26 protein-coding genes are annotated in these 23,358 nt (G+C 69.4%); 9 read left to right on the forward strand and 17 right to left on the reverse strand.

The window, feature by feature from the left end:
• Positions 1-101: 101 nt before the first annotated feature.
• Positions 102-1,142 (reverse strand): recombinase RecA, encoded by a 1,041-nt coding sequence (gene recA, locus TY25_RS15640; RefSeq protein WP_014986809.1) that lies wholly within the window; start codon positions 1,140-1,142, stop codon positions 102-104.
• A gap of 168 nt (positions 1,143-1,310) precedes the next feature.
• On the reverse strand, positions 1,311-2,357 hold the full coding sequence (locus TY25_RS15645; RefSeq protein ID WP_042256900.1) for an Lrp/AsnC family transcriptional regulator: 1,047 nt from the start codon (positions 2,355-2,357) through the stop codon (positions 1,311-1,313).
• Between the two features lie 98 nt (positions 2,358-2,455).
• Here TY25_RS15645 and TY25_RS15650 point away from each other — a divergent pair, with 98 nt between their 5' ends.
• On the forward strand, positions 2,456-3,865 hold the full coding sequence (locus TY25_RS15650; RefSeq protein WP_042256902.1) for an MFS transporter: 1,410 nt from the start codon (positions 2,456-2,458) through the stop codon (positions 3,863-3,865).
• A gap of 49 nt (positions 3,866-3,914) precedes the next feature.
• Here TY25_RS15650 and TY25_RS15655 read toward each other — a convergent pair whose 3' ends face one another.
• The 3 genes from TY25_RS15655 to TY25_RS15665 all read right to left on the reverse strand — a co-directional run bounded on the left by TY25_RS15655 (position 3,915) and on the right by TY25_RS15665 (position 5,794).
• Positions 3,915-4,364: a nuclear transport factor 2 family protein gene (locus tag TY25_RS15655; RefSeq protein ID WP_042256904.1), complete on the reverse strand. Its 450-nt coding sequence runs from the start codon at positions 4,362-4,364 to the stop codon at positions 3,915-3,917.
• A gap of 15 nt (positions 4,365-4,379) precedes the next feature.
• Entirely contained in the window at positions 4,380-5,261 is an 882-nt protein-coding gene (locus TY25_RS15660) for a pyridoxamine 5'-phosphate oxidase family protein (RefSeq protein WP_042256906.1), read from the reverse strand.
• A 71-nt stretch (positions 5,262-5,332) separates the two neighbouring features.
• Positions 5,333-5,794: a VOC family protein gene (locus tag TY25_RS15665; protein ID WP_042256908.1), complete on the reverse strand. Its 462-nt coding sequence runs from the start codon at positions 5,792-5,794 to the stop codon at positions 5,333-5,335.
• Positions 5,795-5,947: 153 nt separating this feature from the next.
• On the opposite strand from TY25_RS15665, the gene TY25_RS15670 reads away from it, so the two are divergent.
• A complete protein-coding gene (locus TY25_RS15670; protein ID WP_042256909.1) occupies positions 5,948-6,466 on the forward strand; it encodes a CGNR zinc finger domain-containing protein in 519 nt (172 codons plus the stop codon).
• A 2-nt stretch (positions 6,467-6,468) separates the two neighbouring features.
• Here TY25_RS15670 and TY25_RS15675 read toward each other — a convergent pair whose 3' ends face one another.
• The 3 genes from TY25_RS15675 to TY25_RS15685 form a co-directional block, all read right to left on the reverse strand.
• Positions 6,469-7,707: a phosphotransferase gene (locus TY25_RS15675; protein WP_226887237.1), complete on the reverse strand. Its 1,239-nt coding sequence runs from the start codon at positions 7,705-7,707 to the stop codon at positions 6,469-6,471.
• A gap of 2 nt (positions 7,708-7,709) precedes the next feature.
• Entirely contained in the window at positions 7,710-7,901 is a 192-nt protein-coding gene (locus TY25_RS15680; protein ID WP_029899185.1) for a DUF3046 domain-containing protein, read from the reverse strand.
• 67 nt (positions 7,902-7,968) lie between these two features.
• On the reverse strand, positions 7,969-9,132 hold the full coding sequence (locus tag TY25_RS15685; protein ID WP_042256911.1) for a glycosyltransferase: 1,164 nt from the start codon (positions 9,130-9,132) through the stop codon (positions 7,969-7,971).
• Positions 9,133-9,254: 122 nt separating this feature from the next.
• Between TY25_RS15685 and TY25_RS15690 the strand changes: the two genes are divergently transcribed.
• Positions 9,255-9,821: an HD domain-containing protein gene (locus TY25_RS15690; RefSeq protein WP_226887236.1), complete on the forward strand. Its 567-nt coding sequence runs from the start codon at positions 9,255-9,257 to the stop codon at positions 9,819-9,821.
• Positions 9,822-9,900: 79 nt separating this feature from the next.
• On the opposite strand, the gene TY25_RS15695 is transcribed toward TY25_RS15690, so the two are convergent.
• From TY25_RS15695 to TY25_RS42680, 6 genes are all read right to left on the reverse strand, one after another.
• Positions 9,901-10,614: a PIG-L deacetylase family protein gene (locus TY25_RS15695; RefSeq protein WP_042256912.1), complete on the reverse strand. Its 714-nt coding sequence runs from the start codon at positions 10,612-10,614 to the stop codon at positions 9,901-9,903.
• A gap of 211 nt (positions 10,615-10,825) precedes the next feature.
• A complete protein-coding gene (locus TY25_RS43405; RefSeq protein ID WP_014986821.1) occupies positions 10,826-10,999 on the reverse strand; it encodes a hypothetical protein in 174 nt (57 codons plus the stop codon).
• 115 nt (positions 11,000-11,114) lie between these two features.
• A complete protein-coding gene (locus tag TY25_RS15705; RefSeq protein ID WP_201773673.1) occupies positions 11,115-12,323 on the reverse strand; it encodes a Bcr/CflA family efflux MFS transporter in 1,209 nt (402 codons plus the stop codon).
• A gap of 26 nt (positions 12,324-12,349) precedes the next feature.
• Positions 12,350-12,859, reverse strand: coding sequence for a MarR family winged helix-turn-helix transcriptional regulator (locus TY25_RS15710; RefSeq protein ID WP_042256915.1), 510 nt, complete (start codon positions 12,857-12,859; stop codon positions 12,350-12,352).
• A gap of 149 nt (positions 12,860-13,008) precedes the next feature.
• A complete protein-coding gene (locus TY25_RS15715; RefSeq protein WP_042256916.1) occupies positions 13,009-13,761 on the reverse strand; it encodes a PRC and DUF2382 domain-containing protein in 753 nt (250 codons plus the stop codon).
• 81 nt (positions 13,762-13,842) lie between these two features.
• On the reverse strand, positions 13,843-14,010 hold the full coding sequence (locus TY25_RS42680) for a hypothetical protein (RefSeq protein ID WP_156055100.1): 168 nt from the start codon (positions 14,008-14,010) through the stop codon (positions 13,843-13,845).
• 282 nt (positions 14,011-14,292) lie between these two features.
• On the opposite strand from TY25_RS42680, the gene TY25_RS15720 reads away from it, so the two are divergent.
• The 5 genes from TY25_RS15720 to TY25_RS15740 all read left to right on the forward strand — a co-directional run bounded on the left by TY25_RS15720 (position 14,293) and on the right by TY25_RS15740 (position 18,135).
• Positions 14,293-14,550: a hypothetical protein gene (locus tag TY25_RS15720; RefSeq protein WP_146153912.1), complete on the forward strand. Its 258-nt coding sequence runs from the start codon at positions 14,293-14,295 to the stop codon at positions 14,548-14,550.
• A 129-nt stretch (positions 14,551-14,679) separates the two neighbouring features.
• Positions 14,680-15,375 carry a response regulator transcription factor gene (locus TY25_RS15725; protein WP_042256918.1) on the forward strand — a complete coding sequence of 232 codons (696 nt, stop codon included), beginning with the start codon at positions 14,680-14,682 and terminating at the stop codon, positions 15,373-15,375.
• On the forward strand, positions 15,372-16,571 hold the full coding sequence (locus TY25_RS15730) for a sensor histidine kinase (RefSeq protein WP_042256920.1): 1,200 nt from the start codon (positions 15,372-15,374) through the stop codon (positions 16,569-16,571). Before TY25_RS15725 ends, TY25_RS15730 begins: the two co-directional genes overlap by 4 nt.
• Positions 16,568-17,680 carry a DUF8320 family protein gene (locus tag TY25_RS15735; protein WP_042256922.1) on the forward strand — a complete coding sequence of 371 codons (1,113 nt, stop codon included), beginning with the start codon at positions 16,568-16,570 and terminating at the stop codon, positions 17,678-17,680. Before TY25_RS15730 ends, TY25_RS15735 begins: the two co-directional genes overlap by 4 nt.
• Positions 17,681-17,814: 134 nt before the next feature.
• On the forward strand, positions 17,815-18,135 hold the full coding sequence (locus TY25_RS15740; protein WP_081594183.1) for a response regulator transcription factor: 321 nt from the start codon (positions 17,815-17,817) through the stop codon (positions 18,133-18,135).
• Between the two features lie 1,017 nt (positions 18,136-19,152).
• Here the strand turns inward: TY25_RS15740 and TY25_RS15750 are convergent.
• Positions 19,153-19,920 carry a winged helix-turn-helix transcriptional regulator gene (locus TY25_RS15750; RefSeq protein ID WP_063602728.1) on the reverse strand — a complete coding sequence of 256 codons (768 nt, stop codon included), beginning with the start codon at positions 19,918-19,920 and terminating at the stop codon, positions 19,153-19,155.
• Positions 19,921-20,103: 183 nt separating this feature from the next.
• Here TY25_RS15750 and TY25_RS15755 point away from each other — a divergent pair, with 183 nt between their 5' ends.
• On the forward strand, positions 20,104-20,910 hold the full coding sequence (locus TY25_RS15755) for an alpha/beta fold hydrolase (protein WP_042256950.1): 807 nt from the start codon (positions 20,104-20,106) through the stop codon (positions 20,908-20,910).
• A 254-nt stretch (positions 20,911-21,164) separates the two neighbouring features.
• Here TY25_RS15755 and pspM read toward each other — a convergent pair whose 3' ends face one another.
• Together pspM and TY25_RS15765 are read right to left on the reverse strand one after the other, a co-directional pair.
• Positions 21,165-22,043 carry a phage shock envelope stress response protein PspM gene (pspM, locus tag TY25_RS15760; protein WP_052382997.1) on the reverse strand — a complete coding sequence of 293 codons (879 nt, stop codon included), beginning with the start codon at positions 22,041-22,043 and terminating at the stop codon, positions 21,165-21,167.
• 137 nt (positions 22,044-22,180) lie between these two features.
• Positions 22,181-23,011 carry a PspA/IM30 family protein gene (locus tag TY25_RS15765; RefSeq protein ID WP_014986831.1) on the reverse strand — a complete coding sequence of 277 codons (831 nt, stop codon included), beginning with the start codon at positions 23,009-23,011 and terminating at the stop codon, positions 22,181-22,183.
• Between the last annotated feature and the right edge of the window lie 347 nt (positions 23,012-23,358).

A 23,358-nucleotide genomic window follows, 5' to 3' on the forward strand; every position in this document is an offset into this window, starting at 1 on the left:
GGAGTTCTTGGAGCCGGCGCCGCATCTCCTGCACCGGTTCGGACCGCGACTCATCGGGCGCGGTCCGGCGCGGGCGGGGCGAGCGCCGGCCGTTCATCGGATCAGAAATCGGCGGGAACCTCGGCGGCCGGGGCGCTCACATCGGCGCCGATGCCGAGCTTCTCCTTGATCTTCTTCTCGATCTCGTCCCGCACATCGGTGTTCTCCAGCAGGAACTTCCGGGCGTTCTCCTTGCCCTGGCCGAGCTGGTCGCCCTCGTAGGTGTACCAGGAGCCGGACTTGCGCACGAAGCCGTGCTCGACCCCCATGTCGATGAGCGAGCCCTCCTTGGAGATGCCGTGGCCGTAGAGGATGTCGAACTCGGCCTGCTTGAACGGCGGGCTGACCTTGTTCTTCACGACCTTGACGCGGGTACGGTTGCCGACCGCGTCGGTGCCGTCCTTGAGCGTCTCGATGCGGCGCACGTCGAGGCGGACCGAAGCGTAGAACTTCAACGCCTTACCACCCGTGGTGGTTTCGGGCGAACCGAACATGACACCGATCTTCTCGCGCAGCTGGTTGATGAAGATCGCGGTGGTGTTGGAGTTGCTGAGCGCACCGGTCATCTTGCGCAACGCCTGGCTCATCAGGCGGGCCTGCAGACCGACGTGGCTGTCACCCATCTCGCCCTCGATCTCGGCGCGCGGCACCAGCGCGGCCACCGAGTCGATGACGATGATGTCGATGGCACCGGACCGGACCAGCATGTCGGCGATCTCCAGCGCCTGCTCACCGGTGTCCGGCTGCGAGACGAGCAGCGCGTCGGTGTCGACACCCAGCTTCTTCGCGTATTCCGGGTCGAGCGCGTGCTCGGCGTCGATGAAGGCCGCGATGCCGCCCTGCGCCTGCGCGTTGGCAACCGCGTGCAGCGCCACCGTGGTCTTACCCGAGGATTCCGGGCCGTAGACCTCGATGATGCGGCCGCGGGGCAGGCCGCCGATGCCGAGCGCGACATCCAGCGAGATGGAACCGGTGGGGATCACCGCGAGCGGCTGACGTACCTCTTCGCCGAGGCGCATGACCGCACCCTTGCCGAAGCTCTTCTCGACCTGAGCCAGTGCGAGTTCGAGAGCCTTGTCGCGGTCGTACGCCTGTGGTGCCATGTCCTGATCCCCTTTTCGACGGGTAAGTCTCTGCTGTGGTTGGCGCCAACATTAGAGGGCGGCACCGACAAGTTCTGGCGCCAAGATTAGACGAACAGATGTTCGAGTCAAGCGACGCGCCCGGCAACACGCGATCCGAGTTTTGCGTCCTCGGCAAACGCGGCGCGATCACCGGCCCGGGGCGACCCGGTCGCTGTCGAGCAGCGTCTGCGCCTGTTTCAGGACCCGCAGCGAGGGTGTGACCTCCAGATCGGTGATGCCGTCCAGCGCGCCGAGCCGCTCGGTGATGTAGCGGTAGAGATGGGGCGTGTCGCGGCACAGGACGGAGGCGAACAGGTTGGTCGGCCCGGTGGTCGCGGCCACGAAAACGATCTCCGGATGCGTCGCCATCGCCCGCCCCACCGCGTCCAGTTCGGCCGGGCGCACCCGCAGCCACAGGCCGCCGCGCACGGTGAACCCCATCCGTTCCACCGCGAAGTCGAGATCGAAGTACAGCACGCCCGCCCGCTCCAGCTCGGCCATCCGGCGCGCGACTCGTGGTGCGGTCCACCCGGTTTCGGCCGCGATCTGCGCGTAGGGCGCGCGGCCGTCCCGGCCGAGCAACGCGAGCATGGCCTCGTCCTCGGCGGACAGGTCCACCGGCAGCTCCGGCCCGAACTCCTCGCCCAGGGAACGCGCCGAACCCGACGCGCAGCCCGACCGCTGCCCCAGCGCGCACAGCTGCGGCTCGGTGAACAGGTGACCGAAGCGCGGCCATTCCTCGTCGGCCGGGAACCGGTGCATCACCTCGTGCGCGGTCACCCCCAGCACCTGGCTCGCCTTCGGCAGCGTGTGCAGCAGCAGCGCGTCGCGCCGTTCGATCGAGCGCGGCCGGCTCACACACGTCACCTCGGAGCCGGTGGACAACAGCGTCACCCAGCTCAGATCCGGGAATCTGGCCAGGGATTCGGCCAATCGCAGCGCTTTGTCGGGCGTCGAGCGGATCCGCAGCACCCAGCGCGCGTGTCCGAGCGGCACCGCGTTCACCTGCCCCGAGACGTGCAGGATCCCGCGCTGGCGCAGCGCGCGATAGCGGCGCGCGACCGTCTGCTCGGAGACGTCGAGGATGGCGCCGAGCTTGGCGAAGGGAATTCTGGCGTCGCACACCAGCGCGTGCACGATCTGCTTGTCGAGCACGTCGAGCGCGGAGGATTCCACGGACCCATCGGACTGCATGGGAGGAATCTAACGTAAGGCCCCGCCCGGCTAGGTGAATGCGTTCGATTACCGCACGCTTGGCGACGATATCGTTCGATTCCGCCGTGGAGGCTCCTGTGAGGAAATGGCTCCCCCTATTCGCCGCGTGTCTCGGCACGTTCATGCTGCTCATCGACGTCACGATCGTGAACGTCGCACTGCCCGACATCGCCGTCGATCTGCGCGCCGGGCTGTCCAGCCTGCAGTGGGTGGTGGACGGGTACGCGCTGGCGCTGGCCGCGCTGCTGCTCGTGCTCGGCTCGCTCGCCGACCGGGTCGGCGCGAAACGCGCCTACCTCGCCGGGCTCGTCCTGTTCGCCGTGGCCTCCCTCGGTTGCGGCGTCGCCGGTACCGCGACGAATCTCATTGCGGGACGGGTACTTCAAGGCGTCGGCGGCGCGGCCATGTTCGCGACCACGCTGTCACTGCTGCACGCCACCTACACGGGGCGCGACCGCGGTATCGCGTTCAGCATCTGGGGCGCGGTGACCGGCGCCGCGGCCGGTATCGGCGTGGTGCTCGGCGGCGTGCTGACCGACCTGCTGTCGTGGCGCTGGATCTTCTTCGTCAACCTGCCGATCGCGGTGGTCGCTATCGCGTTGACCGCCACGGTGTTTCCGGCCTCGGCCCGTCGCGGCGATCGCGCAGTGGACGTACCGGGCATGCTCACGTTCGCCACCGCCGCGACGGCACTCACCTACGGAGTGATCCGCGGCGGCGAGCACGGCTGGTCGGACGGTCCCGCCGTGCTCGCGCTGCTGCTGGGCGTCGCGGCGCTCGCAGGTTTCGCGCTCGTCGAATCCCGCAGTGCCGCACCGATGTTCCCCTTGGCCCTGCTGCGCAATCGCGTCTTCGGGGCGACGCTGCTCGGCGCGAGCGGGCAGACCTTCGCGGCTTTCGCGTGCACGCCCCTGGTGTCGCTCTGGCTGCAACAGCAGTTGCGGATGACGCCGCTGCACGCGGGACTGGCCCTGCTGCCGATGGCCGCGACCGCTTTTCTGGTCGCCGCGGTGTTCGGCCGCTTCCTGCACGAGGTCGAACCGAAGTGGACGATCGGCGCCGGACTGGTCGTGATCGGCGCGGGGACCGGGCTGCTCACCTTGATCGGACCCGGATCATCCTGGACCGCACTGCTTCCCGGCTTCGTGGTGCTCGGCGCCGGCGTCGGCATCAATGCGCCCGCGCTGGTCTCCGTGGGCATGGCCGCGGTGCCGCCGCAGCAGGGCGGTACCGCGGCGGGCGCGGTGAACACCGCACGCCAGCTCGGCCTCGCCCTCGGGGTCGCCGTGCTGGGCACGGTGTTCCGCGGCGTCGCGGGGCCGGGGCAACCGCTGTCGTTGTCCCGGTTCGTCGCGGGCCTCGACGCCGCGTTCGTGGTGGCCGCGGGCGTCGGCCTGGTCTTCGGAACCGCGGCCTTCGCTCTCTTCCACCGGGCGCGGACCGCCGCCGCCTCCGGCGCACCGGATCGAGAAGCGGTCGCCGCCTGACGGTTTCGCGCGGGTGCCGCCGTCCCGGCCGGGACGGCGGCACCCGTCGTCACTGTTGCGGCAGCACCGAGGTGTCGCCCGCGGGGCGCGGCCCGTGGATGCGGCGATCGGATTCGGCGATGGCGACATCGTTGATGCTGGCCTCACGGCGCGACATCAACCCCTCGGGGGTGAACTCCCACTGTTCGTTGCCGTAACTGCGCCACCACCGGCCGGATTCGTCGTGCCATTCGTATTGGAAGCGCACCGCGATACGGTTGCCTTCGAACGCCCAGAGATCTTTGCGCAGCGCGTAACCGTTCTCCACCGACCATTTGCGGGTGAGGAATTCGACGATGGCGGCACGGCCGGTGAAGAACTCGTCGCGGTTACGCCAGACCGAATCCTCGGTATAGGCCGCGGCCACTCGCTCCGGATCGCGGGTGTTCCAGGCGTTCTCGGCGGCCAGCACCTTCGCCTTGGCGGATTCGAGATCGAAGGGAGGCAATGGGGGTCGCATGGACGTTTTCCTTTCTCAGGGGTTGGCCGGGGACAGTTCCGGCGCGGTCCACCGGAGCGGGCCGGCGGGGTGGTCGACCACCTCGGCGATGGTGAAGTCGATCGAGCATTGCGCGCCGGGCGCGGAAGTCCGCGACGCCCAGACCAATTCGGCGGTGCCGGTGAGCTGGAGCGCGCCGCCGGTGGCCCAGTTCGGGACGAGCAGCCCGCAGCGCGGATTGACCTCGATATTGCCGAGCGTCATGAACATCGAGTTGCCGCGGTAGTCGGGCCAGCGCAGCCGGGTGGGGGAAAGCACCTCCAGGAAGCCGGGATTGCCGCCGCGGTGCGAGGCGTCGGCGTTCCCGTCGGCGTCGGCGGTGGCCGTGAAGAACGCGTCGGCCGCCGCGATCGCTGCCCGCTGCCCCGCATCGAGTGCCGTGCTGTGGCGCGGCGGCTGCTCCGCCCCCGGCTGGTAGGACTCGATCTCTCTGCGGGATATGTACTTCGGGCAATTGGAATAGACCTGGTCGGTCACGATCCGCAGACCCGCGCCGTCCGGGGTGACCGTGCCGTTGACGCGCATCCGCCTGCGCCGCTGCGGCTGCAGGGCGATCATGCCGATCCGCGTGGAACCGGTCAGGGTGTCCCGCAACGGATCCCCGGCCACGGGACGCGCCGCGACGGCGATCGTGCCCGCGTCCACGGCGTGGATGAACCCGGGCGGCCCGACCAGCTCGCTCGCCCACAGCCTGCCCGCCGCATCTGCGGCGGCGATCACCAGCATCGGCTGCTCGGCGAGGAAAGCCGCGGCGACGGCAGGGATGTCGGCTCGGATCATCCGGCCGACCCGCCCGGCGATCTCCGCCTGGCCCATCCGCTGTTGGACGGCCAGCTCGCCGGAGTGGAAGGGAGCCATCGCTTTACTCCTGTCCGAGAGGTACCGCGATGGGGGGACCTGCCCATCGCAGCGTGCAACGGTCGTGCGGCTCAGAAGAATCCACAGGTGGGCGCGGCACCGGTCGGCGCGGGCGCGCATTCGGCGCCTGCGGTCGCGTAGACCTCGAGCCGGATGCCGTCGGGGTCGGTGAAGAAGATGCCGCCCGAGCTCGCGCCCTCGCTGTGCGCGACGACGCCGTCGTGGGCGAACGACACCGACCGCTCGCGCAGCACCGCCTCGACCGCCCGGACCTGGTCCATGGTGTCCACCTGGAACGAAAGATGATGCAGGCCAGGTGTTTCGGTAGCGAACTCACCGCTGCTCTGCTCCCACAGGGTCACCATCACCTTGCCGTCGTTCCCCATGAACGCCCACTTGCGGTCGTCCCCGGTACTCGCGGCCACTTGCTCGAAACCCAGTGCGCTGCGGTAGAAGTCGACCGAACGCGCCAGATCGGCGACGTTGAGCCCGATGTGCCCGGTGACGAGCGTGGGCGCGGCGACTGCGGTCATGTATTCCTCCTCTAACCTGCCAAACCGTCTTTATCGGTTTGACTGGTTAGAACATAGCCACGGCAGCACCCGGCGTCAACCACTAAAATTCATATAGACAGTTAGAATGACACTGATGCTCCGACCCGCCGCAGGAGGTGGATACCCTCAGTCATGCACGATCCCCGCCCCCACCTCGGCGAACCGCTGGCCCTCGACCTGCTGGACACGCGGTGGAACAAGCACGGAGAGCTGCAGGACCTGCTCACCGACGTGACCGGTCTGGCCATCTGGCTGTCCTCAGCCGGGCTGACCGAACGGGCGCACGCCGACGAGGCGACCCTCGCCGCGACCCTGGCGGCGCGTGCCGCCATCTACGACGTCGTCCGGCACGCCACCCACGACCCGCTGAACGAGATACTCGACCACGGCCGCCTCCGGCGTACCCTCACCGACGCCGGTCCCGCGGAGGTCGTCGACGTGCCCGATCCGGCCTGGCTACCCGCCTGGCTCGCGGCCGACAACCTGCTGCGGCTGCTCGCCGACGCGCCGGACCGCATCCGGCAGTGCGCACACGCCGACTGCGTGCTGTTCTTCTTCGACACCTCGAAGAACGGCACCCGCCGCTGGCATTCGATGGCGACCTGCGGCAACCGCACCAAAGCGGCCCGGCACTACGCGAAAAAGACCTGACCTCAGAACAATTCGTCGAGCAGGCGGTAGTACTCCAGCCGCACGGGATCCGGCTCGGCCAGGCCGTAGGCGGCGAAGAACGCCGTCACTTCCGCCGCACCGAAATCGTCGCGCAGATCCCGCACGGCCAGCGCGAGATCGCGGTAGCGATCGGCGACGCCGAGCGCGCCGACATCGAGCAGGATCGCGCCTTCGAGCACGTTGGGTGGCGTGAAATCGCCGTGCGCCACCACGAGATCCGTCTCGGCCGGACGCTCGGCGAGCAGCCGCTCGAGCACCTGCTCCGGCGAGGAATCCTGGTTGTCGTCGTCGAAATCGCCGGCGTCGACCAAACCTTCGATCACCTGCCGCCGAGCCTGCGCCAAGACGACGTCGAGCCGTCCGTCGAACGGGCACTCGGCGATCGGGATGCCGTGCAGGGTACGCAGCAGCGTGCCCATGATCGTGCCGACCGAGTCCGCGCCGGTCCCGGGTTCGGCGCGCGCGGCCAGACTCGGCACGCCCGCGTCGGCGAGCACCAGCACGTCCTCGGCGTAGACGGTGATCTCGGGTAGGCGAATCCCGCGCTCGCGCAACCAGTTCAGCCGTTGCTGTTCGGCCACCGCGCGCGGCCCCCGCTTCACCCAGTAGGCCCCGTTGACGAACGAGACGCCACCGCTCATCCCTTCGTGCTCGTCGGACCAGGTCGGCGCCTCGCCGAGCACCGCTGCGACCGCGGGCGGCAGCGAAATCGGCAGCGCGGACAGGGTTTCCAGCGCCACCCTGGTGGATTCGATCTCCTCCGGGTCCCCTTCGGCGATCCGCAGCTCGAGCGCTTCCCGCAGCAGGGTGTGCGCCTCGTCCAGCCGATTCTGTTCGGCCAACGCCTTGCCGAGATGCTGCACGGCGAACGACAGCACGCCGGGCGCGGCGGCCCGCGCGTGCGCCACGGCCCGCGTGTACAGCGTCTCCGCGGTGGCAGCGTCGCCCTGGTAGCGGTACACGTCGCCCAGATTGATCCACACGGTGATCCGGCGCTGTTCGGTATCCACGAGTTCCAGCGCGCGATCCAGGTGGTCGAGGGCCTCGGCGTAGCGCCCGAGCAGCATCGCCTCGATCCCGGTCTGCCGGAATCCCGCGAAATCGGCCGGCGCGGCCGCGGCGAGGCGCGCGGCCAGCCGCTCCGGATCCACCGGGATCATCCGCTGCCGCTCGTCGAACCGATACAGCGGCTCGTCGTGGCCGACCGCCCGGCCGGACACCGTCACCACCGCCCCCGCGGCACATCGAACTCCGCGCACAGGGCCCGCCACACATCACGCGGATCCACGCCCGCTTCGATGGCATCGGCGCCCGTCCGCCCCAGCGAAGGGATCACGTGATCGGCCAGCAGGGCGTCGCCCCTGGCCGACCCGAACTCGGTATGCAACAGTTCCTGGAACTCCGTCAACCGCACTGTGCCCAAGATACCCGCGCCCGCCCGGCCGCCCCACGGCCCCCGTTCGCGGCGGCGCGGCACCGCGCTATCCGGCCCGCACGCCGTCGAGCACTCGGTGACACAGATCGACCGGGTCGGCCACCTCGTTCGCCGACTCCGCCGCGGCCCGGGCGGCAACGGCGAAACTGTCGGTAGACAGGATCTCCAGGACGGCCGCGCGGACCGCTTCGGCCGTCAACGGCCGCACCAGCAGCGAACTGCCTTGGCGAGCCGCCCGGTTGGCGAGCTCCCACTGGTCGCCGCCGCCGGGCACGGTCACCAGTGGAACCGCCGCCGAGAGCGACTTGGCGAGCAAGCCGTGCCCGCCGCCGCCCACCACCACCGAGGCGTGCGTGAGCAATTCGTCCTGACGGCCCAAACCGGCGGTGGCCCAGGCGGGCAGCTCGGCGGGCGGGGTGTCGAGCATCGAGATCGCCACGCGGACACCGGCATCGGCGAGCGCGGCCAGGACGGTCTCGACCATGCCGGTCACCCCGGTGTGCGCGGTCGAGGGCGCGACCATCACCAAAGGGCCGTCCCCCGTGGGCGGTTGGAGAATTTCCGCGGTGGGCTCCCAGAACAGCGGCCCGATGACGTGCGCGTTGTCCGGCCAGTCCGGGCGCGGCACCTCCAGCGCGGGCAGCGTCGCGATCAACCGCGCGGCCGGGCCCGGATCGGCGGCGGGCAGGCCGACGCTCTCGCGCGCCTGTTCGCGCTGCCGCAAACCGTGCCGGATGTCCCGGGCGGTCATCGTGCGCAGCATGCCGTCGCGCATCCGGCCGCGCAGACCCGTGCCGGGTGCGAGGCCACTTCCGATGGGCGGCAGAGCTTTCGACGGGAGATACAGCGGATGCGGCGACAACTCGACCCACGGCACGCCGAGCCGTTCCGCGGCCATACCGCCACCCGCGGTGAGCACGTCGGAGACCACCAGCTCCGGGAGCATCGCGCTCAGGTCGGGCAGGATCTCGGTGGAGATGTGCGCGGCGCGCTCGTGGATCCGCTGGCCGGCGTCGGTGTCGTCGTCGGCCGGGCGCGGGGCCAGGCCCTTCAACCGGCGCACGCCGATACCGGCGTCGCGGGCCGCCTCGAACCAGCGCGGACCCGTGAACAGCACCGGTTCGTCGCCGGCGGCCAGGAAACGCAAGCACAACGCGATGGCGGGAAACGCATGCCCGGGATCGGGCCCCGCGACTACGGCTACTCGCATCGACCCAGCCTGCCACACCACATCACGGCCGGGTCACACCCAGCCCCCACTCGGTCACCTGCTCGACAGCAGAACTTCACGTGACCTCGCACCGGACCGGCGATATGGTCTAGACCAATCGAGTGGAAGTGGGAACGATCGTGCAGGTGTCCACGGTGGACGAACTCATGGTGCTGCTGGCGAACGGCGCGGACGTGTGGGACATGCCGGACCGCAGCGGCGATCCGGTCGACATCCTCGACCACGACCGGCAATGTGCGGAACTGCTGCGCCTGCACTGCCCGGACGACGAGGAACTCCAGGTGGCCGGACTGGTGCACGACATCGGCCACCAGCTCGTCCCCGGCGACGACGCGGGCCATGGACGGCACGGCGCCGCGGCGATCCGCGGGCTGCTCGGCGCGCGGGTGGCGCGGCTGGTCGAACTGCACGTCGTCGCGAAACGCTATCTCGCAGCGACAGATTCGGTGCATGCCGCGGGCCTGTCACCGTCCAGCCGCCGCACACTGGTGGCGCAGGGCGGACCGATGGACGACGCGGAGATCGCGGAGTTCCGCGCCGACCCGGACTTCGAGTCCGCCCTCACGCTGCGCCGCGCGGACGACGCCGGAAAGGTCGTCGGCCTCGCGGTCGCACCGCTGGCGTCCTGGCGTCCGGTGCTCGACCGGGTCGCCGCACGGCACGGCTAGCCCTATTCGCGCACCACTTCTGTTTTCCCGCACCCGATTTCGCAGGCCAGAGCGGGTGCGGGAAGTCAGAACGGGTGCGTCAGTGGCCCGCGGCGAAGTAGTACAGTTCGAAGCCGACCGCGTGTGGGGCGGGAAATCCGTCGATCGGGGCGGTGGCGCGCTCCACGATCGCGCGCACCTGGTCCTCGACCGGTTCGGCGCTGAGCACCTCCAGGTAGCGGCGATGTTCGGACAACGAAGCCTTCGCCTGGTCGACGTGGGCCGAGACGTCCACGGCGTGCGTGGCTTTCGGGCCGGCCACCGCGCCCCAACGCGCCGACCACGGCGGCTCGGTGAGGTCGGGGAAGATCCACTCGTTGCCCGCGTCGGCGATGGCGTCCAGCGCGGCCCGGCCGACGGCCCGATGGTCGGCGCTGTTGGCGAAGCCGGGAGCCCAGGTGTCACCGAAGTTGAACAGCACCACCAGTTCCGGTCGATGGCGGCGGATCGCTGCGGCCAGGTCGCGGCGCAGCTGCAGGGTTTCCTCCACCCGGCCGTCCGGGTAGCCGAGGAACTCGACCCGATGCACGCCGACCACCGCGGCGGAGGCGATCTCCTCACCCTCGCGCAACGGACCCGACTGCGCGGGCGGCATTCCGGCGATACCGGCCTCGCCGCTGGTGACCAGGACGTAGCGAATGTCCTTGCCCTGCCCCGTCCACCGGGCCACGGCGGCGGCCGCGCCGTACTCGATGTCGTCGGGATGCGCCACGATCACCAGCCCGCGCTGCCAATCCTCGGGTACTTGCTCCACTGAACCCCTCTTTCGGATGAGTCAGGCCAGCGTACGCAAGTGGGCCGTGTGCTCCCCCCATCTGGGGAGCACACGGCCCATCGGTCGGTCGGCGCGCGACTTCGCTCGCGCTACCCGGTGGCATCCCGGCCACACCTGGTTCCGCCGACCCCCGCCCGCACCGTGACTCCGCAGCGCCCGACGCGCGCTGAAGCCACTGCGCGGCCGGAAACTACAACTTGCTCACGGTGGACTTGTCCGAGCCCGCCACCGCCTTGTAGAGCAGGTACAGCCCGAACACGATGGCGCTGATCACCAGGATCGGGAACAGCCCCTTGATCAGCGCACCGATGATGGCCAGCGCGATCCAGACGACCGCGACGATACCGATGATTTTCCAAAGCATTGCCAGCCTCCGAGGTCTCGTGAACCGCCCCTCCGACGATCCGACATGTTCCATGCTGGCACCTCGACACCGAGAAATCACCAGGTCAACGACGATATCCGGGGAAAATCAGGGTTCACCCTGAGCCCGGATCACCCGTTGGTCGCGTCGCCACCGCGGCGACCGTGGCCGCCGCGAGCGCCACTGCCATCACCGCGGCCATCGGAGCCGCGCCACGCGTGCCGAAAAGGCCCACGAGCGGCGAAGCCGCCGCGCCGAACAAGAACTGCCCGCCGCCCAGCAGCGCCGACGTGGCGCCGGGCGCCGCACGACCACGCTGCTGCGCGAGGGTGACCACGGCGGGAAAGAAGACACCGAACGCGGTGAGGGAGAACAAGAGGCAGAACCAGGTGACGGCGAGCGAACTGCCGATGGTGACCGAGACGGCGAACAGCGCGGCGGACCCGGCCAGCGCGAGCGCCGAGCTCGCCACCAGAAGCGTTGCCGCGGACCAGCGTTTCACGAGCCGGCCGTACCCGAGGCTGCCCGCCATATTGCCCACGGCGTTGCCGCCGTAGACGAGGCTCGCCGCGGCCGGCGTGAGCCGGTGGACGTCCTGGAAGACGAACGTGGTGCCCGCGATATAGGCGAAAACCGCTGCTCCGCCGAAGGATATGACCAGCACCGGACCCAGGATGTCGCGCCGGGCGAGGAGCTCGGTCATGGCACGCAACCCCGCGGTGATGCCGCCCGCCGAACGCGCCTGCGGTGGCCGCGATTCCGGGACCCAGCGCCACACGCCGACGGCCAGCACCGCGCCGAGCGCGGCGAGCACCACGAACACAGCCCGCCACGGAAACACCAGTAGCAGTAGCCCTCCGGCCAGCGGCGCGAGAATCGGTGCGGCGGCGGTGATCGCGCCGAGCCTGGCATACACGCCGGCGAGATCGCGATCGGCGAAGAGGTCGGCGACCACGGCACGGGCGAGCACGATGCCCGCCGCACCGCTCACGCCCTGCCCGAACCGGGCGGCATCGAGGACCGCCATCGTCGGCGCCGCCGCGCAGATCGCCGAGAACACGACGAAGCAGATTGTGCCGCAGAGCAATACGGGGCGACGGCCGACCGCATCGCTCAGCGGCCCCAGGATCAGTTGACCCGCAATAATTCCCGCCAGGAAGCCGGTCAACGACAGTTGCGCGGCGGCGGCATCGGCACCCAGCGACGACGCCAGCTCGGGCAGTCCAGGCACGTACATATCCGTCGCCAACGGTGCCGCACCGCTCAACCCGGCCAGCACCGCCAGGAGCCGAATCCGCTGCCCGGCAAGCAGACTCGTCGACACCGACGCATCTGTCCGCGCGTGCCGCGTCACAGCGCGGGCGCCGCCCCGTCGGTCCGGGCGGCCGGTAATCTGTCGCCGCCGGTTTCGGCGGCGGCCAGCTCGCGCAGCAGATCCGCGGCGATACCGAGCACCGCACGTTCGGCATCGGTGAGCGTATGACGCAGCGCGGCGGCCAGCCACGCATTGCCGTCACGTACGTGCTCTCGCAAGGCTTCCCGGCCTCGGTCGGTGATCACGATGTGCTGCTGTCGCGCGTCGGTGTCGCTGCGCGAGCGGCGAATCCGGCCGTGCTCGTCGAGTTCGTTCAGCACTCGGGTGAGCGACTGTGGTTGCAGCCCTTCGATGGCCGCCAATTCGGACGCGGTGAGCGGGCCGCCGTGCGCGAGGTTCGCGAGTACCGACGCGGCCAGGCGCGGGAGCGGCCGCGCGCTACCGGGCTGTTCGGCCCGCAGCCGCGAGGCCAATCGCGACACCGCCCACCGCAGCGACTCGGCGACGCGCAGATCGTCCTCGGTGTATGCACCCTCATCGGCCATAGCTTCCAAGCTAAAGCTTGCAATCTATCGCGTCAAATGGAGGATTCTGCGAGAATTTACTAAGCCAATGCTTCTTACCGCGGAATCAACGCGGACAGGACAACGGGTGGAGCCCGGCCAGCTTGGGCTCCACCCGTGCCGATGCGGCGTTACCTGTCGTGCCTGCGCTGGCGATCCTTGTCGATGCCCTCCGCCTCGATCCGTTCCTTGCGGACCGTGCCGGAGACCGTCTCCGAGTCCTCGACCTGATCGACGGCCAGGCGGACGCGTTCGACCGGGACGGTTTCCTTGTTGACGGTCACCCGCTCCTCGTGCAGGGTCACCTCGCGTTCCTGCTCACCGATGTCGGCCCGGCCCACCGCCGAGGGGTCGGTGATCGGCTCGCGCTCGATCCGGACCTCCTCGTGCATGGTCGGCACGTTGACGGACTGCTCCTCGGTGACCACGTACTTGTGCAGCCGCGCGGTGCCGGCCTCCTCGGTCTCCTTGCCGACGGCCAGTCGCTCCTCCGAGCGCACCAGACCCGCAGCATCGTCGGGGCGCATGCCGCCGCGCATCTGCTGCTTGCCGCCCATGTCCCAGCCGGCCCGATTCGGGTCGATGTGGTAGTGCGCGAACAGTTCTCGTTCGGACTCGGCGCTGATCAGCCCGTCGTGATCGAGATGCGGCGCGCTCTTCACCTCCGACTTCTCCACCCGGACCTGCAACGTCTCCGGGTCGTGCCGCAGCTCCGCACCGGCCAGCGGGACCAGTGAGTCGTCGCTGAACATGCCGGTGGAGACGGCCACCCAGGTCGGCGAGCCGGAGGTGTTGTCGACATAGACCCGCTTGACCTTGCCGATCTTGTCACCGCCCTGATCGAGGACGGCACTTCCGATGAGTTCTTCCAGCATTCCGGTCATGGTTTCGATTCCTCCGCGTGCATTCGGTGCGGACGCAGGCCGACGGAACACGACCCGGCTGCCGCATTCGATGAAAAATATTCAGGCACTTGTCTTGTGCTCGGACTGGTCGAGATCGTCGGCGAGGCGCCTGGACCGCCGCGTGCGGCGGACCGGATCTGCGACGTTGCCCCAGGCCAGATATCGACTGATATCGAGCCGCTGCGTGTCCTGGTCGATCGCGGACTTTCGGTAGGCAATATCAAGCATTGTCTGCTCCTGCCCTTGTAGTGAAGATTCCCGATCTCGTGTCCGAGGTCAGGCCGATCAGCTACACGATGGCAACTACCCGGGTCTGCGGGCCCCAAACACCTCCGCGCAGAATCGGCGATCGACCGGGGGAACAGCGGCGACGCGACGGACGCGCCCGGCGGGACGACCCGCGCGCACCGCGCGCCGAAGCCCGGGCATACTGCGGGGAACGTCCGCGAACAGCGCCGCTCGGGACCGTCGAATTCCGCTCTCCCGGCCGTGACCTGGTTCAGTGTACGGTTGTACTCTGATCTTGCGGTAGCGCTCGAGGGAGCGGAAGTCGAAGGGATGGTCGGCCGCCTGATGGAAAACGAACTCGCACAAGAACTCGCCGCCGCGGCGCGCAGGCACGGCGGCGCCATCGCAGGCATCGTGGGCGGTGCCGCCCGTAAGGCGTCCTGGGAAGTACTCGATCTGATGGCCGAGGGTCGCGAGCTGGTAGGGGCCGCACTGCGGGCCCGCGCCGAGGAGTTGCGCCGCCGGGACCGGCTGCGCTGAGGCACGGGAAACCGGCTGGTTCGAAACCGGTAAAAGAAGATGCCATCCGGTACAAAATGACGAATACCCTTGGCAGCCAGGCTGCTTGATGATTCAATCCGACGCATGGGGATTCGCCGGCTACTCGCCATGGCAGGCGTGGCCGTCACGGATCTGCCGGGCGCGTACGCGATTCCGGGACAGGTCCGCCGCATCGGCTGTGTCGAAGACCATCAGGCCGTCGCCGTCGGGCTGGCCGCCATCCTGTCCGAACAACCCGACCTGACCGTCGTCGCCATGGCCCCGACGGTTCCCGAACTCCTCGCGCAGACAACGCGATTGGATCTCGCCATCCTGGATCTGCGGCTCGCGGACGGCTCCAGTCCGCGGGCGAACGTCGAGCTGTTGCGCGAACACGGCATCGACTGCCTCGTCTACACCACCGGCGACTGGCGCGACCTGATCCGCTCGGCCGCCCAAGCCGGCGTGCTGGGGGTGGCGTTGAAGAGCGACCCGGCCGAGAAGACCACGGCCATGGTGCGGGCCGCGGCCTCCGGGCGGCATGTGGCCACGTCGGTGTGGGCCTCCGCGATCGACAGCGACCCGGCCCTGACCAATATCGATCTGCCGCCCCGTCAGCGGCAGGTGCTCGAGCTCTACGCCAACGGCGAGACCGCGGCCTCGGTGGCGCGCAAGCTGGAGCTGTCCGAGCACACGGTCAACGACTATCTCGCGCGCATCCGCCGCCGCTACGCCGAGGCGGGACGCCCGGTGCGCACCCGCGTGGACCTTTACCGCGAAGCCACCCGGGACGGATTCATCGGCAGGGAACCACGGGAGCGATGATCGGCGCGCACCGGCCCGCCGACGCCGAGGCGCAGCGCGGCGCCGAGGCCGAGCTGGTGCGCGGTGCGAGCCTGTTCGTCGGCTTCGGCGGCGTGTTCTACGCCGCGCTCACCGCGCCGACCGCGCTCGCGCAGACCTCGCTGGCCGCGCCGTGGTGGACACCCGTCGCCTTGATCGCGGTCTATCTGCCGACGGTGGTGCTCGTCGTCGCGGCCGCGCGCTGGCGGATGACGCTCGTGCGGCGGGCCGTGCTCGTTTTCGCGGCCGGTTACGCGCTCGCCGCGCTGAGCTGGCCGCTGCTGCGCACCGGCGAGATCGTCACGCCCGAGCAGTATCTGTGGCTGGGCTGGATCCCCGGTCTGCCCGCCGTCGCCATGTGCCTGTTCTGGCGGCTGGTGCCGTTCGGGTATCTGGCGGGCGCGGCGGTCGTCGCGCAATTCGATGTGATGCTCGCCCGCGGGCCCGCTGTGCACAATCCGCTGCTACCCGAAATGCTGTTCGCCTTCGCGTATTCGGCGTTCCCGTGCGCCGCCTGCGTGGTGCTGGTGCGGATCGGCCGGATGCTCGACCAGACCAGCAACTCGGCGCTGGCCACCGCCACCGCGACGGCCGCGGCGGCGGCCCGGCGCTTCGAGCGGCGGCGGTTCGACGCGCTCACCCACGACGGCGTGATCGCCACCCTGCTCGAGGCCTCCCGCACCGCGAACTCCCCGATCCTGACCCACTACGCGCAATCCACGCTGCGCAATCTGGCGCGGCTGCGCTCCGGCCTGCCCGCCCAGGACGACCTCGACGTCGACCTCGTCGTCGCCGGGATCCGGGCGGCCGCCGCCGAGGTGGACGACCGGATCCCGCTGCGCGTCGCCCCGCACGACGGCGCCGAACTCACCGTGCCGCCCGAGGTGGCGACCGCGCTGGCCGCCGCCACCGGCGAGGCGCTGCGCAACTGGAAGAAACACGCCTGCTCGCCGGTGCGCGAAGCCGCGTGCGAGGTGACGGTGACCGCGACGCCCGCCGACATCCGGGTCGACGTGGTGGACGACGGCATCGGCTTCGATCCGGACACGGTGCCGCCCGACCGGCTCGGCCTGCGCGCGAGCATCGTCGATCGGATCGCGCAGTTGCCCGGCGGCTGGTCGGCGATCGAGTCCACACCGGGGCGCGGCAGCCGGGTGAGCGTCGGATGGGCCGCATGACCACGCTGCGGCGACTCGCGCATCGTTTGCGCGGCAGGACGATCCGGCGCGACGGCGATCCCGCGGACGTACGCGACATCCTCGGCATGCGCACGCCCGCCGCCTATCTGCTGTGCGGGCTGTTCGCGGTGTCGATCTACTCGATGGCGTTCGCGGCCGGCGACGGCATCCGGCACCTCTGGATCACCGGTGTGGCGGCCACGATCATTCTCGGCGCGGGTGTCGGCATGCTCCTCGCCCCCGGCGACCCGCTCCCCCGCCATCTCGCGATCCCGCTGGCCGCCGCCGCGCCGGTGGGCACGACGCTCGCGCTCTGGCAGCTGCCGGTACCGATGGTCAACTCGACCCAGATCTGGTTCCTCGGAGCCGCTTCGGCGTATCTCAACTTTTTGTGCGTGCGCGGCGCGGCGAGCTGGGCCTGGGTGGCGATGGCCTGTCAGATCGCCACCTGCGTCGCCTGGACGACGGCCACCGGTCAGGGACCACTGCTCGGCGCCGGGTTCTCCTTCATCAACATCACCCCGTTGCTCATGGCCACCTTCTTCGCCAAAGTCGTCCGGCCCATCGCCCATTCGATCTTGAGCTTGCGCCGGCAGGAAACCGAACGAGCCGCGGCGGAGGCGGCCGCACTGGCCGCGCAAAGCGAGCGTGACGCGCGCATCGCGCGACTGGACGGCGCCGCGCGTCCGCTGCTGGAGATCATCGCGCGCGGGCGCCCGCTCACCCCCGAACAACAGCAGGAGTGCCGGCTGGTCGAGGCGCAGTTGCGAGACGAGATCGTGGGCGGGCTGATGGTGAATCCGGCGGTCGCCGCCGCGGCGCGCAGTGCGCGAGCGCGCGGTGTCCGAGTGGTGCTCGATGATGGCGGAGGCCTCGACGAGGCCGGCGACACGGTCCGCGACACCGTGCGCACCGTGCTGCGGGACGCGCTCGACTACGCGGACGGGGGCGAAATGAACGCGCGCGTTTTACCACCCGGGCGCACGAATGTGGTCTCGATTCTGTTGCGGGACAAGGACGAATTGCGCATCGATGTGAGCGCGGCCGGGGTGGTGCGCTCCGACCTGGATGTCCCGCACGTGGTTAGCGGAGGCAATCAAGACCCCTGAACTGAGGGCTGATTTGTGGGGAATTTCCTGATTGTTTGCCGCGGCATAGAGTCGGAAGACGATGTCCGGCGCAGGATTCCGAGTCGTTCACCCCCGCGGAGACCAGCCGGAATCATTGCATAAAGGAAGTATCAATGATAGCCGCAACTTCGCACTCCCTCCCTCTCTCCATCGTCCGGCCGCATCCCCTTTTCCCGGCCGCCCCAGCCGTTCCCGCACACCACTGGCCCGACGCCGCCCTGTCCGCCCGCGAGCGTGAAGTGCTCGTCACCTGGGTGCTCTGTGACTCCAAAACCGATGTGGCACAACGCTTATACCTCTCCCTCGGCACCGTCAACACGCATATCACGCGGATCCGCGCCAAATACGCCGCCGTCGGCCGCACCGCCAACACCAAAGCGGCCCTGGTGGTCCGCGCCCTTCAGGACGGGCTGATCGACCTGGACGAGCTGTAATCCGATCCGATGATCCGACCGGTGCAGGCGGGGCTGCCTCGGTCCATACCCGCCGCGCGGCGATGAGGGCCATGCGACGGTCGACCACCAACGGTGCGCAGCACACGCGACCACGAATCCGACGATCGAATCGGCTCAGCTACCCGTCACCCGCGTGCCCTGACGAGCAACGGCGCTCGCCGACCGAGGTCCGGTGCCGAACGACGATGCTCGGCGCTGTAGGTTTCCGCGGCAGGGGCCGAGCCAGAGGTTTCCGCGGTCGAGGCCGAGCCAGAGGTTTCCGCGGCCGGGAGCGAGCCAGAGGTTCGAGGCCGGGGCCGAGCCAGAGGTTCGAGGCCGGAGCCAGATTTCGCACCCGAGGAAGGCTAGGTTCTGTCTCGAAGTCCCATGCGCGCCTGCCTAGTTCGGTGTACCTGCCGCGGGAGTTACCGGGATAGTGCTGAGCACGTCGTGTGCCGTACCCGGCTGTAGGTGCAGGTCAGGTGCGCGGGGCGGGGTTCCGGCGTGGTCATCTGGCTGTGGTTGCGTCTCGAGCGGCTTGGGAAGAGGGGGCGGTTGGGAGGCGGACCGGTTGGTCTGGACCAAGCGACAGATAGGTTGGGGGTCACAGAGGTTTCCTACGGTTCACAGGCGTTACAGCTGCTGTGAACCGTATGGGAGGTCTGTGACCCCGCGAAACACGCCGAGCCACAACCCCACCCACTCGAAACCGCTGTTACCTCGTCGAGGAACTCTCGAAACAGCACCACAGCCAGACGACCACGCCGGAACCCCACCTTCACGCACCCGACATGCGCCTAAGACTTGGTCTCCGAACTGCTCGGCTGGTTCTTATGGAGATGGGCTACTGCAACAAGTCGATCATGCTCGGTCGTGGACCAGCGCTTGGCGTTGAGCTGCGGGTCGCTATCCAAGTGGTGCGTTGTCGTCTCGGTGATGAGTTCCGCGAGCCCGCGGAGTCTGAACTGTCGGCCGGCGTAACCTCGCCACCGGTGTCCGGGGTCCGCGGACTTCCGCTCACCCTCGACGACTTCCTGCGCTGACGGCGGGATCCGGGAGTTCGGCGTTCGGTGACCCGAGGCCCGCCGACACGGGATCCGGCGGCCCGGGGTCCTGTGGCGCCGGATACCGCACGGCTGCGGGAAAGCAGCGCAGCAGTGCGGCGAGCCGCTCGGTATCGCCCGCCACCTCGGCGTCTGCCCGCTCGACGGCGTCGTGCAGCGCCGCACCGGCGAACACCAGATCGCGCAATGTCGCCGCCTCCGGCACGGTCAGCCACGCGTCGGGTTCGGCGTGCTCACCGCGGTCCAACTCGAGGCGCCCGCCCGCAACGGTGATGCGGAACCGATCGCCCGCGACGTCCAGCTGGCAGCGCAGCGACAGCTCACCCGCCAGTGCCGGATCGAAGGTGGCACGCAGGGCGAACAGGAGCGCGTCGACGCTCAGTTCCGCCGCGCCGTCCTCGGGCAGCGGTGCGCGGCTGCCCCAGTGGGCGAGCGCGCGGAGCACGGGCTCCAGTTCCTGCCCGCGCTCGGTGAGTTCATACACGGCGGCGGGCGCAGGCGGTCCCAGGCGCCTTCGCCGCACCAGGCCGTCGGCTTCGAGCTCGCGCAACCGCTGCGCGAGGACGTTCTGGCTCATCTGCGGCAGCCCGCGGTGCAGGTCGGAGTAGCGCTTCGGGCCGAAGACCAGCTCCCGCACGACGAGCAACGCCCACCGCTCGCCAACCGCGTTCAGCGCTCGCGCGATGCCGCAGGGGTCGTCGAACAGCCGCTTCTTGCTCATGCACCCGATTATACTTGCACAACAGGTGTGAACACTCCTAAAGTAGGAGTATGAACCGTGACCTCAGCCGACGGCACCGTCATCGGCTACACGGCACGGCGACGGAGCCCCGGGCGGTCCTTGGTCGACATGCTCCGACGGTGACGACCACGTATCGAGAAATGGAGAGAAGCAGTGAACGAGATGACACTTCGTGTGACGTCCGCCGACGGTACGAGGATCGCCTACGACCGGAAAGGCACTGGCCCGGCGGTGATTCTCGTCGGCGGCACCCTAGACGACGGCGCTGAGAACGCGCCGCTGGCCCGGCTCCTTGCCAACCATTTCGCGGTCTACAATTACGCACGACGCGGCCGGGGCGCCAGCGGCGATACACCGCCGTACGCCTTGGCGCGGGAGGTGGAAGACCTCGACGCGCTGATTGCGACGGCCGGCGGCTCAGCTCACGTGTACGGCGCCTCATCTGGCGGCGCCCTCGCGCTGGAGGCAGCAGCGGCAGGTTCGGCGATCGACAAGATCGCGGTGTGGGATGTGCCGTACGCGATCGGGGACGACCTGCGGCCGAGGTTCGACCAGTACCTCGCGGACACCCACGAGGCATACAAAGCCGGGCGGGACGAGGAGATGCTGGAATTGTTCGTGAGGCTTACCGGCGGACCCGACGCGGACATCGCGGCTGGCAAACAACACCCGTACTGGGCCTGGTCCGTCGCGCTCGCCCACACGCTCGTCAAGGACGCCGTGGTCCTCAATAACTACGAGATCCCTACGAACCGACTTGCCCGCATCACTCAGTCGGTCCTGGTGACCACCGAGGGTCCGATCACCGAGCCCCAGATGGCGGGCCTGCCGGCCGACTTCTTCGACCGCGCCGCGAAAGCGATAGCCGCTGCCACCCCCCAGACCGAACGACACACGCTCGACGGGCAGGGACACGTCGTCGCCCCCGAACTCATGGCCCGTGTGCTGAAGACGTTCTTCAACCAGTAACGCGTCGACTGATCAGGTCGCGACCGTGGGTCGCTTCGGAACGCAGGCCCATCGGCCACGTCAGCATCGGTCGGTGCGCGGCGCCTCCTGAGTTCCGGAGTCTCGCCGCGTGTTGGCGCGAACGCGATCTGCACCCTGCGATCCATGTTTCACGGCCGAGCCGAGCCGAATCTTCTGGCCTGCGCCCCGTTTTCGCACCCGAAGCAGTGCCGCACGCTACGGCCGAGCCGGCTGCCCGCGGCAGCCGGGATGATTCAGAGTTGGCCGGGGTGGGTGAGGCGGGACTGTTGGTCGGCGACCTCGGTGAGGGCTTGTGCCCAGCCGTCGAGACGGTCGGCGGCGTGGCGGAGGTCGGCGACGATGGCGTCGAAATTATGGCGTAGCACGGCACTTTCGGGGACCGCGAGGATGCGGCCCGCGGCGGCTACCACCTGCTCGTACTCGGCGACACCCGTGTCGAGGCGGGCGAGGGCGAACTGAAGATTGTCGGTGAGGCCTACGGCGGCGGGGAAATCCGAGCGGCCCATGGCGCCGAGTGCCTGCTCCATGGCGGTCACGTCGGCGGCGAGCGCGTGCAGTGCGGCGGACCCGGAACCGGCCGTCTCCAGCATGTCGCCGAGTTCGTCGTCGGGCAGCCGGTTACCGCGGGCGATCTGCGCGCCGAGGCCGTGCAGCGCGCGTTCGGCGCGCACCAGCCGGCTGATCGGACCACGCGCGCGCGACCACAGCGGGGGCTGCTTACGCGGAATGAAGGCGGCCTGCGGCAGCGGCGCGCCCCGCAGGCGCAGATAGCGCCGGGCACTGAGCGCGGTGCCGGTGACCAGCGCGACCGCGCCGCCCCCGATCACCACGACGATCCAGGCGGGCGCGGAGATGACGGCCAGACCGACGGCGCCGGCGGTGGTGAGCCCACCGGCGGTGCCGAGCTGGAAGCTGCGGCGGCGCGCCCGGCGCCTGCGGCGCAGTTCCCGCTCCCGCGGGTCGGCCCAGCGGCGGACCGCGACCAGCGCGTGCTCACCGACCTCGCGCAGGCTCTCGGGCAGGCTGCCCGGTTGCGGTGCCAGCGCGGCCTGGGCCCGGACGATCGCGGCGTCCCGCTTGCGGCCCGGTCGCGCTTTTCCGGACTGACTCATGCCTGTTCTTCTCCCACTGGTGGCGAGGATCGGACGGGCACGGTCCCGGCCTGGCCGACGGCCGGCCGACCGGGATTCCGTGTGCCCCACAGTGAACCAGCTGCCACCGACACAATCCTCGCCGTGCGTCCGAACCGCTACTGCTGTGCGGCCTGACCCTTGTTCATCTGCGGCTGCGCCGGATTGGCCTGGGCAGGCGCGGGATTGACGGCGGGCTGGGCCGCGCCACCGGCGGGCAGCTGATCGCCGCGCATCGACGCGCGGATCTGCTCGAGCTTGCTGTGCCCGGCCATCTGGATGCTGGCCTGCTGCACCTCCAGCATGCGGCCCTGCACCGTGTTCTGCGCGAGCTCCGCGGAACCGAGCGCGTTGGCGTAGCGCCGCTCGATCTTCTCGCGCACCGCGTCCAGGCTGGGCGTGGTGCCCGGCGCCGACAGGGTCGAGTCCATCTGCTGCAGCGACGCGGAGACCTGCTCCTGCATCTTGGCCTGCTCCAGCTGGCTCAGCAGCTTGGTGCGCTCGGCGACCTTCTGCTGCAACAGCATCGCGTTCTGCTCCACCGCCTTCTTGGCCTGGGTGGCCGCCTGCAGTGACTGGTCGTGCAACACCTTGAGGTCCTCGACCGACTGCTCGGCGGTGACCAGCTGCGCGGCGAACGCCTCGGCGGCATTGGTGTACTGGATACCCTTTTCGGTGTCGCCCGCGGCGGTCGCCTGGTCGGCCAGCATGACCGCCTGGCGCGCGTTGGCGTTGAGCTTCTCGACCTCGTCGAGCTGCCGGTTCAATTTCATTTCCAGCTGACGCTGGTTGCCGATGACCGACGCGGCCTGCTGCGAGAGGGCCTGATGCTGGCGCTGAGCTTCCTCGATAGCCTGCTGAATCTGGACCTTCGGATCCGCGTGCTCCTCGATCTTCGAATCGAAGAGGGCCATCAGGTATTTCCAGGCCTTGACGAACGGATTAGCCATCGATTGATCCCGCCTCCATCTGACGTGCCGCGCTCGGCGCGACTCCAGTGCGCGACCGTCACGCACTCGATATGTGCCTATCCTCCACCATGCGGCAAGTGGGCCGGGATACCCAGCCCAACCAGACGCCCTATAGAGAATCTATCCGCTTTCGGCGCCGGTCCGCAGCGTTGCCACGGCTGCCGCTCACCTCGGTTGTCACATGCCCTTCACCAGGACCAGCATGTCGGCCTTCGGTGCGGGGATGACGATTCGGGTGTCGACCGCCAGCGGCAGCGGGCGCCCGGCGGCCCCGGCCACCGACAGCGCGGCGCTGGCCGGCGCCAGGGCGGGCTCCGGAGCAGGGG

Origin of the sequence: Nocardia brasiliensis NBRC 14402, from assembly GCF_000308475.2 — a bacterium.
GTDB classification, from domain to species: Bacteria; Actinomycetota; Actinomycetes; order Mycobacteriales; family Mycobacteriaceae; genus Nocardia; species Nocardia brasiliensis.

Excerpts from the sequence above, each read along its gene's own strand:
- pspM (WP_052382997.1), bottom strand. The coding sequence starts at position 22,043 with ATGAGTCAGTCCGGAAAAGCGCGACCGGGCCGCAAGCGGGACGCCGCG.
- TY25_RS15740 (WP_081594183.1), top strand. The coding sequence starts at position 17,815 with ATGATAGCCGCAACTTCGCACTCCCTCCCTCTCTCCATCGTCCGGCCG.
- TY25_RS15730 (WP_042256920.1), top strand. The coding sequence starts at position 15,372 with ATGATCGGCGCGCACCGGCCCGCCGACGCCGAGGCGCAGCGCGGCGCC.
- TY25_RS15765 (WP_014986831.1), bottom strand. The coding sequence starts at position 23,011 with ATGGCTAATCCGTTCGTCAAGGCCTGGAAATACCTGATGGCCCTCTTC.
- TY25_RS15715 (WP_042256916.1), bottom strand. The coding sequence starts at position 13,761 with ATGACCGGAATGCTGGAAGAACTCATCGGAAGTGCCGTCCTCGATCAG.
- TY25_RS15660 (WP_042256906.1), bottom strand. The coding sequence starts at position 5,261 with ATGGCTCCCTTCCACTCCGGCGAGCTGGCCGTCCAACAGCGGATGGGC.
- TY25_RS15725 (WP_042256918.1), top strand. The coding sequence starts at position 14,680 with ATGGCAGGCGTGGCCGTCACGGATCTGCCGGGCGCGTACGCGATTCCG.
- TY25_RS42680 (WP_156055100.1), bottom strand. The coding sequence starts at position 14,010 with ATGCTTGATATTGCCTACCGAAAGTCCGCGATCGACCAGGACACGCAG.
- TY25_RS43405 (WP_014986821.1), bottom strand. The coding sequence starts at position 10,999 with ATGCTTTGGAAAATCATCGGTATCGTCGCGGTCGTCTGGATCGCGCTG.
- TY25_RS15655 (WP_042256904.1), bottom strand. The coding sequence starts at position 4,364 with ATGCGACCCCCATTGCCTCCCTTCGATCTCGAATCCGCCAAGGCGAAG.
- TY25_RS15750 (WP_063602728.1), bottom strand. The coding sequence starts at position 19,920 with ATGAGCAAGAAGCGGCTGTTCGACGACCCCTGCGGCATCGCGCGAGCG.
- recA (WP_014986809.1), bottom strand. The coding sequence starts at position 1,142 with ATGGCACCACAGGCGTACGACCGCGACAAGGCTCTCGAACTCGCACTG.
- TY25_RS15685 (WP_042256911.1), bottom strand. The coding sequence starts at position 9,132 with ATGCGAGTAGCCGTAGTCGCGGGGCCCGATCCCGGGCATGCGTTTCCC.
- TY25_RS15670 (WP_042256909.1), top strand. The coding sequence starts at position 5,948 with ATGCACGATCCCCGCCCCCACCTCGGCGAACCGCTGGCCCTCGACCTG.
- TY25_RS15755 (WP_042256950.1), top strand. The coding sequence starts at position 20,104 with ATGACACTTCGTGTGACGTCCGCCGACGGTACGAGGATCGCCTACGAC.
- TY25_RS15735 (WP_042256922.1), top strand. The coding sequence starts at position 16,568 with ATGACCACGCTGCGGCGACTCGCGCATCGTTTGCGCGGCAGGACGATC.
- TY25_RS15645 (WP_042256900.1), bottom strand. The coding sequence starts at position 2,357 with ATGCAGTCCGATGGGTCCGTGGAATCCTCCGCGCTCGACGTGCTCGAC.
- TY25_RS15665 (WP_042256908.1), bottom strand. The coding sequence starts at position 5,794 with ATGACCGCAGTCGCCGCGCCCACGCTCGTCACCGGGCACATCGGGCTC.
- TY25_RS15710 (WP_042256915.1), bottom strand. The coding sequence starts at position 12,859 with ATGGCCGATGAGGGTGCATACACCGAGGACGATCTGCGCGTCGCCGAG.